The organism is candidate division WOR-3 bacterium, assembly GCA_016934535.1.
GTDB lineage: Bacteria > SDB-A > SDB-A > SDB-A > SDB-A > JAFGIG01.
Genome location: JAFGSQ010000037.1, coordinates 58,591 through 72,653 on the forward strand (window position 1 = coordinate 58,591; position 14,063 = coordinate 72,653).

Annotated in this window: 11 protein-coding genes; 10 read left to right on the forward strand and 1 reads right to left on the reverse strand. The window is 42.5% G+C overall.

Going from position 1 to position 14,063, the window contains the following annotated elements; all coding sequences use genetic code 11:
* From JXL83_06170 to JXL83_06215, 10 genes are all read left to right on the forward strand, one after another.
* On the forward strand, positions 1–762 hold the full coding sequence (locus JXL83_06170; GenBank protein MBN2363698.1) for a HEAT repeat domain-containing protein: 762 nt from the start codon (positions 1–3) through the stop codon (positions 760–762).
* A 436-nt stretch (positions 763–1,198) separates the two neighbouring features.
* Positions 1,199–1,417: a hypothetical protein gene (locus tag JXL83_06175; GenBank protein ID MBN2363699.1), complete on the forward strand. Its 219-nt coding sequence runs from the start codon at positions 1,199–1,201 to the stop codon at positions 1,415–1,417.
* 73 nt (positions 1,418–1,490) lie between these two features.
* Positions 1,491–2,201, forward strand: coding sequence for a hypothetical protein (locus tag JXL83_06180; protein MBN2363700.1), 711 nt, complete (start codon positions 1,491–1,493; stop codon positions 2,199–2,201).
* A complete protein-coding gene (locus tag JXL83_06185) occupies positions 2,128–3,456 on the forward strand; it encodes an amidohydrolase family protein (protein MBN2363701.1) in 1,329 nt (442 codons plus the stop codon). Before JXL83_06180 ends, JXL83_06185 begins: the two co-directional genes overlap by 74 nt.
* Before the next feature lie 22 nt (positions 3,457–3,478).
* Positions 3,479–4,213: a hypothetical protein gene (locus JXL83_06190; GenBank protein ID MBN2363702.1), complete on the forward strand. Its 735-nt coding sequence runs from the start codon at positions 3,479–3,481 to the stop codon at positions 4,211–4,213.
* Positions 4,214–4,241: 28 nt separating this feature from the next.
* Positions 4,242–5,393, forward strand: a complete 1,152-nt coding sequence (locus tag JXL83_06195) for a CapA family protein (protein ID MBN2363703.1) — start codon at positions 4,242–4,244, stop codon at positions 5,391–5,393.
* 9 nt (positions 5,394–5,402) lie between these two features.
* Positions 5,403–5,954 carry a VTT domain-containing protein gene (locus JXL83_06200; protein ID MBN2363704.1) on the forward strand — a complete coding sequence of 184 codons (552 nt, stop codon included), beginning with the start codon at positions 5,403–5,405 and terminating at the stop codon, positions 5,952–5,954.
* 90 nt (positions 5,955–6,044) lie between these two features.
* Positions 6,045–10,475, forward strand: a complete 4,431-nt coding sequence (locus tag JXL83_06205) for a tetratricopeptide repeat protein (protein MBN2363705.1) — start codon at positions 6,045–6,047, stop codon at positions 10,473–10,475.
* Entirely contained in the window at positions 10,453–10,950 is a 498-nt protein-coding gene (locus JXL83_06210; protein ID MBN2363706.1) for a dCMP deaminase family protein, read from the forward strand. Before JXL83_06205 ends, JXL83_06210 begins: the two co-directional genes overlap by 23 nt.
* A 47-nt stretch (positions 10,951–10,997) precedes the next feature.
* Positions 10,998–12,896: a tetratricopeptide repeat-containing sensor histidine kinase gene (locus JXL83_06215; protein MBN2363707.1), complete on the forward strand. Its 1,899-nt coding sequence runs from the start codon at positions 10,998–11,000 to the stop codon at positions 12,894–12,896.
* 10 nt (positions 12,897–12,906) lie between these two features.
* Here JXL83_06215 and rfbC read toward each other — a convergent pair whose 3' ends face one another.
* Positions 12,907–13,446 carry a dTDP-4-dehydrorhamnose 3,5-epimerase gene (gene rfbC / locus JXL83_06220; GenBank protein ID MBN2363708.1) on the reverse strand — a complete coding sequence of 180 codons (540 nt, stop codon included), beginning with the start codon at positions 13,444–13,446 and terminating at the stop codon, positions 12,907–12,909.
* Positions 13,447–14,063 lie beyond the last annotated feature (617 nt).

Below are 14,063 nucleotides of genomic sequence, written 5' to 3' on the forward strand. Positions count from 1 at the left end.
ATGGAAAATGATATCGGCGCTATCTTCAACGTACTCAAATACGGATCCGAAAAAGAAAAAAAAACTATATACATAAAATTCGGAACGGATGAAAAACTGCTGGGCGAGTTTCTCAAGAACGTGACAAGCTCGGATTATCTCGACAGGATTACGATAGCAAAAGCCGCTGCCTACGTTCAGTCGAAAAAAATGCTCGGACCAGTCATGGGCCTTTTGAGCGATGAAAACAAATACGTCAGGCAGGCCGCATGCGACGCGCTCGGAGAAATGGAATACAAGGAGGCGGTTCCTTATCTAACAAAAGAAATGTATTCCGACGAATCGTATATAGTGTGGACGAGAGCCGCAGTGGCTCTCTATAAACTCGGCGAAGACAAGGGCGTAAAAATGCTCGTCGAAAATTACAATTTCACTGAACCTATGAAAACAGAACCGGCAGTAACGGAAGCGCTCAGAGAACTCAAGATAGACCCGGCTACGTTCAAAGGAAAAAAGGAAAAATGTTTTGTAGTCACTGCCTGCGAGGGTGAGAATTCAGACACTGTTTTATGCCTTTCAAGATGGCGGGATGATTTTCTGATAAAAACTTTATGTGGGAGAACTTTTGTTTCATTATACAACATTGTGGGCCCTCCGGTCGCCAAAACTATTGAGAAATCTGATGTTCTCAGAACAGTGGCGAGAAAAACACTTATCCGGCCCTTATTTTATGTAGTATCGAGATATTTAGCCAATGACGACAGGCATTCTGAGGCATCTTAAAATATACATTCATTGTATATGTATTTCTAACGAACTCCGTTTGTATGCCTTTATGAATAATTATTATTGACATTTTTTTTAAAAATGTTATAAGTAATATAGTTAACATCAAATGGAGGCAAAAATGGCAGTAAAGAAGAAAGCGACAACGGCGAAGAAGACTTGCAAAACAGCTAAACCGGCGGCCAAGAAAACAGTGAAAAAAGCCGCGGCGAAAAAACCGGCAGCGAAAGCCAAAAAGAAATAACACTAGTTATTTCGGAGATCAGGAATCTCTGTGAAAACAAGCGGCTCGAATAGCATTTGCTGGTTATCTCGGCGCCGCTGACAGGGTTTTGATGTTTGCTGTTTTTTTCTTGAGAGGTTCTCCACGAGGAGAACCTCTTTCGTTTAGGCTTAAAATGTACAACAATCATGGAACACACGGAGAAAGGAAATGTTTTTTGGTTCTGAGCTGAGCGGCCAAAAAGCTGATGAATTCAGCGGCGACGACTCCAATGAATTTTTGGAAGCGGACGATTTTGAAGACGGCAGAAAAAAGAGAGTAAAGATCAGAGACAGAAAAACTTCGGACGAATTCCCTTACGAAAGCAAATGGAAGAAAATGAGCGCGGACAAAAGAAGAAAAAAAAAGAATTTTAAAAAAAAACATTGACATTCCCTTTGTTTTTTCAAGTCACTTGAAATAGAATTTACCTTTAAATTGAAATCATAAGATCGGCAAATCAATGAAAAAAACTGGGGCAATTTACTTTATAACTATTCTTTTCTCAGTCGTGTCAAGCGCTCAATTACCTTTAATTGAAAAGATTGAGAAAAAAAGTTACGTATATCTGCTCGGCGGATACAACAGGGCTGAGATGTCAGAACTCAACACCTCTTTGAGAAAATTCGGCTATCCTGAATTCTGTCAGCGCTTTTATTCTTACGGGATAGGTTATCACTACAAAGTCGGCGACAGGTACATCCTCAGACTTGCCGGGAGAAAATATCTGCCTCAGAAGAACGCTGAAGGAGGCAGAACGATCAGCGTCAGCGCTGAATGGATATACGCCGAAAGTCAATTTGGTTATGTATTTAAAAAAAGCGAAAATGCGGATTTTTATTTGCTTTTCGGAGCCGGGATCAATGATGTCAGATTGAAGATATTTGATGCCGAAAAGACCGGATTTGATTCTCTTTTACTTTTTCCCGAAAGAGGAATTGAATTTTCCGGCAAAATTTTCAGCGTGTCTTTATCAATAGGAACTGATTTGCTTATTGGCCCTCTGAAGTGCGTCTCTGAAAAATCGGGAATAGTGCTCGGGGGTAATTTTGGTTATCGTTTCACTCCTTATTGTTTTTCCTGGGAAACCCCTTCTTTCAATGTCGAAGGAGGCCCGTCCATGGATATATCAGGACCATTTTTTGAATTTTACGCAGGCTGGGGAGAACTTTAAAAAAAACCGGAGGTTGCTCGTGCCCGAAAAACAAAGAACAGTAATTCACGCCGAGACTCTATTCGACGGCATAAAGAAAATTGATGACGTGAATGTGGTGATCGAAAAAGACAAAATCACCGATATCTCAAAAAGTTCCGCCAGAGCTGATATTTCAGGAATAGTAACTCCGTCTTTCATAGACGCCCATTCTCACATCGGAATGGCCAGGGAGGGTGAACCCGGAGACGAAGAAGAGACCAACGACATAACCTCGCAATTCCTTCCTCTCAACGATCCTTACAACAGCATTTATTTCGACGACAGGGCTTTTTCTGACGCTGTGGATTTCGGTGTACTTTACAGCTGTGTTGTCCCCGGCAGCGGGAATCTTCTCGGCGGAAAAGCAGTCGTTATAAGAAATTTCGCTCAGAACAGGGGAGAAGGACTCTTTAAAGAGTACGGTTACAAAATGGCTCTCGGATACAATCCCCGTTCTACAGGTCAGTGGAAAGGCGAAAGACCCAACACAAGGATGGGAATCTACGCCATGCTTGAAAGCAAATTCGACGAAGTGCTTTGCAAGAGAGAGAAGGCCGGAGTAGCCGCCGAAAAAGAAAAATCGGCGTTGTCGAGATCGCTTTCCGAAAAAAAAATAACCGGAGACGAGGCGAAAGAAGAGACGGCGAGAATAGAAAAAGCTTTTGAGCTCGAACTTTCCTCAGCCGAAAAAGAGATCCTAAAAATCCTCGACGGGAAGAAGACTGTCAAAGTCCACGTTCACAAAGAGGACGACGCCCTTTATCTCATAGACCTTGTAAAAAAATACAAAATTAAAGCGACGGCGGACCATCTCGGCAACGTTTTTCACAAAGAAATATTCGATGAACTCGCTGAAAACGGTATTCCGATAGTGTATGGACCGCTGAACTCATTCTCGTACAAGGTTGAACTCAAACATTCGTATTACCAGAATGTAAAACTGCTGATGGAATCGAAGGCTTTTTACGGTTTGATGACGGATCATCCCGTCATTATGACAGGCTCTCTCAGGGACAGTCTCAAGTATTTCATGATATACGGCATGACTGAGGAAAAGGCGATAGGAATAATAACAAAAAACAACGCGGAAATTCTCGGAGTTGAAGAAACTCTCGGAACCGTGGAGACCGGAAAACTCGCCAGCCTCGTCGTGTGGGACAATGATCCCTTGCATTTTTCAGCTTATCCCCGCGCCGTATTCGCCGAAGGCAGACTGATAAGACAAAGAAACTGATTTGACTTTGTTTTTTTTGATTATGACATTCGGTTTGCAGGGGAACATAGCGGTTTCTTCTGAAGTCGGCGAAAGGATTTCAACCGTTCTGTCGGCACTGAAAATCCACTGCGACAGGTGTGAGCTTTCGAGAGAGGGGCATCTTTATTACATAGATCCCGCCGAATATCTTCCGGAGACTCCTGAGTCTCCCCGCTTAGGACAAAAAAGAGGTGACGACGAAGGCGTGTCGGTCCAGAGACTCGTTTACGGCATTCCTTACAAAGTTGACGGAGAAGAAGTGATTTTTGAAATCGAAAGTGTTTACCCGGTCAGAACGGGCCGCCTCGGTTTCGGTTTTCTAAGAAGATCGGGCAGGACTCCGACGGGATTTTACGTTTTCGGAGATTATTATCTCGCGCAGGAAAAATATACAAACCTCAGCTCGACTCATCCGGGCGAAATAACGACAGGAAAAATTCTTCTCGTCAACGTCATTAAAAACGGAAGGTCCATATACGAGGAGACACTGGGTCAGAACAACCCTCTGTTGAGAGGTGTCATTGTCCACGGCTTCGGCCTTTCTGAGGAAGAAGAGGCTGGCGAAGATGAAGGTTCGAAGGGTTGTATTCACGTTACGGCATACGGCATAATCGACATGATAAGCACGCTGAAAAGAAACAGAGGCAGAACTTATATTTTCATTTGGGGCTCGTCGCCGGGTTTTGACGACCTGCCGGATTATGAAAAGCGAATTTTCGAGAGTTTGAGCAGATGATAATCCGGAAAAAACGAGGGGAAATTAAATGAACATGATCATACTGCTGTCTCTGCTTTGCAGTCAAAGGGTGTTTTTCGATCCGGTTCTGATAACCGATGACTACATTTACGATAAATTCGGTTTCAGGCAGGTCACAGTAGAAGCTCCAGACAGGTCTGTTGTGATAACTTTGGCCGGAGATATAAACATGTCGGCGTCGAAAACTTACGTTGACTCAGGTGGTGCGGTTTCGAGCAGGGGAGTCCTCACTTTTTCCGTCTTCAGCGACTCCATAAAAGGACAAATCAACGGAGACATTAACTACTGCAATCTCGAAACCGTAGTTCTGAACGACAATACTCTCAGACATGCAGACAAGAGTTTTTGTTTCAGGATGCACACCAACGCTTTTCGTCACCTTCTCGGGTTAGGCTTCAACCTTTTCGGTCTTGCAAACAACCACATGGAAGATTACGGTGCCCAGGGTATAATCCAGACCATTGATAACATTTCGGCACTGCAGTCGGATTTCACGTTTTCTTTCGCAGGCGCCGGGAAAAATTATGAAGAATCTGTCAAACCGTCTGTTTTTGAGGTAAAAGGTCACACGTTCGCGTTTTCGAGCATAGGCATTTCCGGTCTGCCGGCGACGAGGTACGGAGCAGGTGTCGCTCTGACTTCATTCTGCGACAGAGTACTTCAGGAATTGTCTGTGGCCGAAGCCGATTACAGAATACTTGCCGTTCACGCCGGTCTTGAGAGAAACGAATTTGTGACTCAGATACAGACATCGGTCTTCAGAAAAGCTCTCGACGAATACAAGATAGATCTCGTCGTCGGCACGCACCCTCACATAGTTCAGGGCGTCGAATACAACGACGGAAGAATAGCCTTCTACAGTCTCGGAAACTTCCTTATGCTCGGCGCGCGCGACATGTCAACGGTCGAAAACTCTTACTGTAAAAAAGACTTCGGACTGTTCGTAAGAATCTATCTGTCGGATTCCCTCGATCTCGACTCAGTGACCGTACACCCTGTCTTCAACATGCATTTTCAGCCGTATTTTCTCGTGGACTCGGTTTCGGTGAGAAGGAGAATAGACTGGCTCAACAGGATAAGCTTTCAGCCTTATCTCAGTCCCGGCGGTGAAAAAGTGCATTTCGAAAGCGACGGCAGCAGAGGGATTTTTGTCCCTTAATCCGGGCGGATGAAACACTATTTAAAAAACGTCTCTGCGAGACAGAAAATATTTCAGATATCATTGATAATTATTGTCGTCGCATTGAGCGTTCTCATTTTGATTTTCAGGAACAGAATTGAATATCTGAAGGATTACGGTTACGCAGGTCTTTTTCTCATCTCCGTTCTCAGCTCGGCGAGTATAATACTTCCAGTCCCCGGACTTTTTCTGGTTTTTACCTTCGGAGCGGTCCTGAATCCCGTTTTAGTCGGGGTGGTATCAGGCGTCGGTTCCGCAGCCGGTGAGATAACCGGATACCTTCTCGGATACGGCGGCAGGATAGCTGTCGAAGACGGAGAAAAGTACAGAAAAATATCAGGTTGGATGAAAAAATGGGGCGGTCTGACGATTGTCGTCCTGGCTTTCATTCCCAACCCCCTTTTTGATGTAGCGGGGATAGTATCGGGCATGTTGAGGTATCCTCTTTGGAAGTTCCTTTTGTACAGCCTTGTTGGCAGAATACCGAAACATATCATATTCGCTTACGCCGGGTTTTACAGTTTGTACTACTTTTTGTGATTCACCATTCCAGGGGTTTCGGTATGTCTGAATGTGTGATAATCTTTATCGTGGCTCCGGTTTTTCAAACATTGTAAACGCGGATTGAAAATGAGAATTCTGGTCCCTGAAATGATATGCGAACGCTATTGTGAAGGCAGAAAAGAAGGTCGTTTCAATTCGTTCGTACTGACTGCCGATATAGCGGGCTTCACTTCCATAACCGAGTCTCTTTCTGAAAAATCCGGCGCGGGTTCGGAAATAATCTCCGACGCAATAAACAGAATATTCACGCCAGTGATTGATATTATTGATGTTTACGGAGGATTCGTATCTTCCTTCGCGGGAGATTCTTTTACGTCGCTTTTTCCTGAAAACTCGGTCGGCGTCAAAGAAATTTTGGATGTTTCAGGAAGAATAATAACGTCGCTTTCCGAAACCGGTGAAATAAAAACAAAATTCGGCGATTTCAAGTTTTCTGTAAAAGTCGGGCTTTCAAGAGGAAGCGTATTCTGGCGAATTATAGAGAGCCGCAGCTGGGCGACTTTTTTTTTCTACGGAGATCCCCTGAAAAAAAGCAACGATCTTGTCAGAAACTCTTCTCCGGGAGCCGTGGCGCTCGACAGAGCTCTCGTCGATTCCTGTGGTCTCGTCGCCTTGGACGCCGCCACAGCAGAAGACGGTATCTTTTACGCTAAAAACGCAGTTTCCAGGATAAAAAAGATTGCCAGTGTGGACGTCAAGAAAAAACCGTTTGATCTTGAAACTGCGCCGATGAAAAGGTTTTTTTCTGAAAACCTTTTAAAGACAAGCGTCTCAGGCGAATTCCGCGGAGTCATACCATGTTTTATTTTTGTAGAAGAAAACTCAGTCAACGACGAAAATATAGGAAAAATCATTGAAACCGCGTCAAAATATTCGGGTTATTTCAACAAAATAGACTTCGGGGACAAGGGATGGGTAATTCTTGTCGTTTTCGGCGCTCCGTTGGGTTTGGAAAATATGGCAAAGAGAGCCTGCAACTTCGCCCTGGACACAATGGACGCTCTCGGAGGAAAAGCCAGGATAGGAATGACCTCCGGCACGGTATACGCCGGTTTCATTGGCAGTGAAAAAAGGTCGGAATACACTGTTCTCGGTTCTGTTGTCAATCTTGCGGCGAGGATATCGCAGGTGTCCGGATGGGGCGAGATATCTGTTGATAAAAGCATGATAGGAGACGTCTGCCGCTATTGCACTGTCGTCGGTGAAAGAAATGAAGTTCTGAAAGGATTTGAAAAAAATGTGATTCGTGTCTGTTCTATTGACAGGGGTAAAACGTTTTCACAGGGTGAAAATTTCGAAGGTCCTTTCATATCGAGAAGGGATGAGACGGAAAGACTGAAGAAAATACTTTATCCGATGTTCGAAAAACGCTTTGCGGGAGTGGTTCTGGTGGAAGGATCCGCGGGAGTCGGCAAAACGAGATTTTTGAGACACATCAAAAATATTGTGCTTTCTGAAAGCGATGTGAATTGGTTCAGCATGAATTGCGACGACCTTATGGCGAACAGTTTTCATCCGTTTACTGATTTTATAAGAAAGTTCGCAGAGCGGCCGGAATACTGTTCAGACGAAGAAAAAATATCGGCTTTTGACATGGCGTATGATTCGCTGAAATCGGAATTGAAAGATGAAAATGCGAGATCTGATCTGGAGTTCGGCCGTGTTTTCTTTTACGCTCTTCTCGGATTTGAACAGGGGTCTCAGATATATTCTCTGTACGACGCGAAAGCCGTTTATGACAACACGTTAAATTCCCTGAGGAACTTTTTTCGTTCTTACGCTTCGATTAAACCGCTCGTCATTGAAATCGAAGACACCAACTGGATCGACACTGACTCGCTCAAACTGCTCAACTACATAATTGCGGACGCAGAGTTCACACCTCTCTGCGTTCTGTTGTCCTACAGGATTGTTGCGGGTAAAACCGTCCCTCCGTACGAAATACTTTCTGAAAAAATTTATAAAATATCACTGAACTCTTTCGGAAGGGAAGACTCCCATGCTTATATTTCGGGAAGGCTGAAAGAACTTTCTGGAAACGAAAACTCGGTTCCGGATTATGTCGTGGAAAAGATAATTGATATCACCGAAGGTAATCCGCTTTTCATGGAACAGATACTCCTTTTTTTGAAAAACAAGGGCAGTTTGTCCACCGAGAGCAGTTTGGATACTGAAGAAATCGAATTTCCGTCCAACATCAATTCACTTATAATTTCAAGATTGGACCTTTTGAAATTCAAGCTGAAGGGTCTGATTAAAGCCGCTTCAGTCCTCGGCAAAGACTTCGAAACCCTCGTACTCTCAAAGGTGACGGAACTCGGCGACATTTCGCCGTTTCTCGAAGAAGGCGAAAACGAAGCAATATGGGCGCCCCTCTCGGCGAGTTTTTACGCTTTTTTACACGCGATGATACGAGAGTGCGTTTACCGCATGCAGTTGAAAAAGGATTTAAAATCGCTTCACGAAAAAGCGGGAGAGACGATTGAGATCGTTTATTCAAGTGATCTCGAAGACAGATTCGAAGAGTTGTCCTATCATTTCGAACACGCGGAAAACGAAGCAAAACGGCTTTATTACCTTTACAAATCAGCCGAAAAATTATCTTCAAAATACCGTTATTCTGACGCCTCAGTATATTACGGGAAACTTGTTACCTCGGTGGCTTTTTCCGGAGATAACGCCATTTTGTCGGATGAAATCAACGATGAAAAGGCCGAAGAGATTGATCGGAAAATGAAACTTGTCGATGCAGACCTGAAATTTGAGTCAGTCCTCATCAGAGCCGCTGAAATTGAAAGATTTCTTGGAAATTGGCAGAAGGCCGAACAATATTACAGATTTGCCTTGAGTTTATCATCAAAAAAAGGGGACAGTCACTCTCATTCTTTGGCGCTACGCAACTTGGGCAGGCATCTTTTAAACAAAGGTGAATACAACGAAGCCCAGAAAATACTGAAAGAAGCCGAAAAATATTTTTTAGACAATCACTGCGACAAAGAACTTGCGCAGGTTTACGGAGACCTCGGCTTTTTGATGACAAGTCAGGGAGATTACGCCGGAGCTCTCGAATACTACGAATCACAGAGGATTATTTACGAAAGGATTTCAGATGAAAGAGGCCTTTCTCAGGTCATGCTCGATCAGGGAGTCGTCTTCTGGAGACAGGGTTTCATGGACAAAGCCATGCAGGCTTTCGAGAAACAGCTCGAAATGGCTCAGAGAATTCAGGACAAGAGGCTTTACGCCCGGGCAGTCGGAAACATGGGGCTCGCTTTTGCGATGCAGGGTAAATACGAGAAAGCGAAGGAATGCCTCGAAGAAAATTTGAAGGTAGTTAAAGAGCTCGGTGACAGGGTGGAACTTTCGAAAACTTACGGCAATCTCGGAGTTCTCAACAAAGACACCGGAAATCTGACTGAAGCCGAAAGACTTTACAATCTCAAACTATCCGTCGCGAAAGAACTCGGCGATAAAGCCGAGACACAGCAGGTGACAGCCAACATCGGCCTTCTGAAAATGCAGTTGGGAGAGCTGAAAACGGCACGCAAATATTTCAAGGATTCTCTATCGATGGCGAATTCGCTCATGGACGAAAAAGGCAAAGCCTTCATTTTAAGAAGCATGGGACAGCTGTATTACCAGAAAGGGAACTACATCGAAGCCATCGGATATTTCAAAAAAAGCAAGGACATCTCGGAAGCCATTGGAGAACAGATCGGCGTTTTTTCCTCTCTCGGCAACATCGGAATAGCATACATAGATATGGGTCAGAACAAAAAAGCATTAAAATTTCTTGAAGAACAACTTCGAGAGGCTAAAAAAACGGGTGTCCAGTGGAATCTTATGTACGCCATGATAAATCTCGGGATAGTGAGCGTAAAAACTGGTGAAATTGACCTGGCATTAAAATATTTGAAAAAAGCAGAAAATATTGCAAGTGAGCTGAAACACGGCAAATTCGTTAAAGATATACATCTTCTGCAGGCGGACGCTGAGATTTCCAGAGGAAGGCTGAAACCGGCCTCAAGAATTGTTAACTGTATACTTGAGCTTTCAGATAAAGACGAAGCTGACATCACGGCCCAGGTCTTGCTGTCGAAGATAACGCGTCTGAAAAAATCATCGCCGTCGGAAAAGAAGAATTCTATTTATCGCTTGGCTCTTTTGTCCGACAGGGAAATGACTTTAAAAAACAGGGCTGACATCCTTCATGAAATGGCTAAAACTTATTCATCTATTGTCAAAACCGGTGAAGCTGTTTTGCTGGCCAAAGACAAAGAATTTTTAGAGAGCATAAAAACCATCGCGTCAGCAAAAAAAACGGACGGATCAGCCGAAAATAATCCGGAAAAAGTAGATAAATTTCTTTATTCCTCGGCTCAAAGACACTTGAAGGAATTGATCAAGATCCGGCCGACTCGCGACCACATTAAAAGAAGCATGGAGATAAAACGATTTTTGGAAAGGAAAAATAATGCAGTCGGAAAAAAGAAATGATTATCTGACCTGGGATGAATATTTCATGGGCGTAGCAATACTTTCTGCAAAAAGAAGCAAAGACCCCTCGACGCAGGTTGGCGCCTGCATAGTCAACTCAAGAAACAAAATTGTCGGCGTCGGTTACAACGGATTTCCCCTCGGATGTTCCGATGACGATTTTCCATGGGAGAGAGAGGGGGACTTTCTCGACACAAAATATCCTTACGTGTGTCACGCCGAATTAAACGCCGTCATAAATAAAATAAGCGTCGAACTATACGACTGCAGAATATACGTCGGTCTTTTTCCGTGCAACGAATGCGCCAAAGTTATAATACAGTCGGGAATAAAGGAAGTCATTTATCTTTCAGACAAATACGCCGAATCCGACCAGACGATTGCCGCAAAAAAGATGTTCGACAGCTCGTCGGTAAAATACAGTAGATTCGACGGCGCGAGGAAAAATATTGTAATTGACTTTGAAAATACCTGAATGCAATATATCCACGCAAGCAAAAACGGATTCACCGGAAGGGTGTATTGAAAGAAAAAAACAGGTCTACCTCCGATATTTCCGAATTAAATCCCAAAGTACTTGAGCAGAAAATTTCAAAAAGCGACGATCCCAAAAAAAAGATTTCTATGCTTATAGAGCTTGTCGCTTACCATGAAAAAAACAGAAATTACCACCTGAGCCTGCAGACTCTCGACAGGGCTCTGACGATGGCAATCGAAGACAGGAACGACGACGCTCTCGCGACTGTCTATCATATCACGGGGAGAATATATTACAGCATTAAGAACTACGAAAAATCCATCGAGAACTACCTTAACGCTTTGACTCTGAGAGAAAGCCTCGACGACCCGGATAAGATATCAGCCACTCTGAATAATCTTTCAATAGTCTACATAGAAATCCTGAGATACGACAACGCCCTCGAATGTCTTTTCAAGGCGCTGAACTGCAGTGAATACACAGGTGATTACAGAAGCCTTTCCGGTATATGCAACAACATAGGAATTCTCTACCTCAGAAGCGGCGATATTGATAAAGCCAACAACTATTTCGAAAAATCGCTTAAAACGATGGAAAATGCAGGCGACGATCAAATACTTTCAGACCTTTACATGAACATTGGGACTACGTTGTGCGAGACAAACGATTTCAAAGAATCATTGGAATATTTTGAAAAAAGCATAAAGATAAAACAAAAAATAAACGACACCAGAGGTCTGTCTTCGGTGATGCTAAATCTCGGGAAAGCTTATCAAGGCATCGGAAATTTTTCAGAATCCCTGAATTTGCTTAATAAATCTCTCGAAGAAAGAAAAAAAACGGGTGACAAAAAAGATCTTGCAACAATAAATCACGCAATAGGAGCTGTATACGTTGAAATCGGAGACAATCAGAAAGCCCGTGATTACTTTGAAAAGGCTTACGCTTATTCATCGGGAATAGACATGCCGTATCACAAAAACGAGATAGTTAAAGACCTTTCTGAAATATGCAAGAAACTCGGCGACTTCGACAAAGCGTACAAGCTTTTAATAGAATACTACAAAATTCAGGAAGTGATAAACGACAACGAAAAGAAAACAAAAATAATTGACATAGAACTGAACCACGAAATAGACAAGATAGAGAGAGAAAATAAAATCTTCAAAGAAAAAAACCTGGAGCTTGAAAAAGCGAAAAAGAAAATAGATCTTCATCAGGTGGAATTGAATAAAGTTTACGAAGAACTTGCAAAGGTGATTCAGGTCAAGGAAAATCTCTTCGGTTTTATTTCCAAAGACCTCAAGGAGAGCATGGATTCAATAAATTCAGCGATCGAACTGATGTCCGCGAAGAAGAACGAAGACTCCGGAGACAGCTGCAAATACATCAAATCCATAAGCGAAACGGTAAAAGATTCTCTCGGTTTGATTGAAAGGATAACCAGGCTGTCTCATCTTGAAGAGCCGTCTTTTTCTTTGAAACTCACAAAAAAAGACATCCCGGTCTGCCTCGAAAAGCATTTTCCGTTGTTTGAAAAGACCGCGCAGAAAAAAAACATTAGTTTAAAGCTTTCGGTAAAAACCGTCCGTGCAGAGGTTTTTATTGACGAGTCCGCGTTTATAGAGATAATTGAAAATGTTCTGGAGAACTCCATAAAATACACTGAACCTGGCGGAATTATTGAAATTGAGATCTCGCATAAATCCGGGAACGCAGTCCTGACGGTTAAAGATAACGGACTCGGGACTCTTTCTGAATACATTCCTTCTATCGGCGAAAAATTTCTTCCGTCTTCGAGAAACGGCACGAGGGGAGAAAAAAGCGCGTGGCTGGGTCTTGTCATAGCGAAAAAACTTGTGATCTTTCACAAAGGCAGTATTTCAGTCAGATCAGAAATCAATTCAGGCACAGAATTCAGAATACTTCTTCCTCTCGCTTGAGAAAAAACTTTCAGAAAAAATCTATAATATTTGATAAAAGAGGAAGCGTTCTGTCTTTTTCCGACATCACGTGAGGTCCGTTCGGCCATGGAATGCCGAGTTCGGGGTCGTCAAATGAGATCCCTCTTTCGCAAGACACGTTATAATTGCCGGAAACGCAGTAGACAACTTTTGCCGTTTCGCTCAAAACGCAGAATCCGTGGGCGAAACCTTTTGGTATGTAAAATATTTCGGGATTAGAAGAGTCGAGGACCGCGCTTGTCCAGTTTTTGAAAGTAGGAGATTTCAGTCTGATATCAACTGCGACGTCGAAAATCTTACCCTCGACGACGTGTATCAGTTTTGACTGACTGTGGGGTTCAATCTGGTAATGGAGTCCCCGCAAAGCGTTTTTAATCGAATAAGAATAATTGATCTGTTTGATTTCTTCGAAATCAGGAAATGGAGCTTTAGCCGAATTGAATATTTCGAAAAAACTCCCCCTCGCGTCCTCGAATTTGTCGAGTTCGGCGAGAATCAGCCCATTTATTGAAAGTTTTTTTATCTTCATGTTTCAAGAATTTTAATACAAAATCGCAAACATGTCCTGAAAAATTAATCCGCCTGTTATGATGGGTTTTATTTATGTGGTTAACTAAATTTATTCTTTGCTCTTATTCGTGATCATTCTTGTCACGATATTTTCATCTATGATGAAAAATCGGATTCGTGGTTAACTTATTTGTATTTATTCTTGTTCATTTTTGGTTAACTTAATTTATTCTTTGCGTTTATTCTTGTTATGATATTTGAATATTCGATTCAAATATCGAATTCATTGTTTTCACAGAACTATTGACATAAATCAAAACAAAAAAGATAATTTATATAGAAAGGAGAATATTATGGGAACAAAAGGAAAGAAAGACAAAGGCCAGAAAGAGGCCAAGAAAGAACCCAAATTCACGAAAAAAGAAAAAAGAAAAATGAAACAGGAGAAAAAAGCTCAAAAAGATATTTAATCTTTAACATTCAGATTTTATTTATGGCGCTGACCCATTCAGCGCCTTTTTTTAAACTATCTCATCCAAATCAAAATCTAATTTCTACCACGAAGTTATAAAATTTGTGATACAAATTTTATAAAGAAATATTTCTTTATGATTTTCTTCACTTCGTGAAGGAAAA

Coding starts and splice junctions, on each gene's coding strand:
- JXL83_06170 (MBN2363698.1), top strand. CDS start 1: ATGGAAAATGATATCGGCGCTATCTTCAACGTACTCAAATACGGATCC.
- JXL83_06175 (MBN2363699.1), top strand. CDS start 1,199: ATGTTTTTTGGTTCTGAGCTGAGCGGCCAAAAAGCTGATGAATTCAGC.
- JXL83_06180 (MBN2363700.1), top strand. CDS start 1,491: ATGAAAAAAACTGGGGCAATTTACTTTATAACTATTCTTTTCTCAGTC.
- JXL83_06185 (MBN2363701.1), top strand. CDS start 2,128: ATGTCGAAGGAGGCCCGTCCATGGATATATCAGGACCATTTTTTGAAT.
- JXL83_06190 (MBN2363702.1), top strand. CDS start 3,479: ATGACATTCGGTTTGCAGGGGAACATAGCGGTTTCTTCTGAAGTCGGC.
- JXL83_06195 (MBN2363703.1), top strand. CDS start 4,242: ATGAACATGATCATACTGCTGTCTCTGCTTTGCAGTCAAAGGGTGTTT.
- JXL83_06200 (MBN2363704.1), top strand. CDS start 5,403: ATGAAACACTATTTAAAAAACGTCTCTGCGAGACAGAAAATATTTCAG.
- JXL83_06205 (MBN2363705.1), top strand. CDS start 6,045: ATGAGAATTCTGGTCCCTGAAATGATATGCGAACGCTATTGTGAAGGC.
- JXL83_06210 (MBN2363706.1), top strand. CDS start 10,453: ATGCAGTCGGAAAAAAGAAATGATTATCTGACCTGGGATGAATATTTC.
- rfbC (MBN2363708.1), bottom strand. CDS start 13,446: ATGAAGATAAAAAAACTTTCAATAAATGGGCTGATTCTCGCCGAACTC.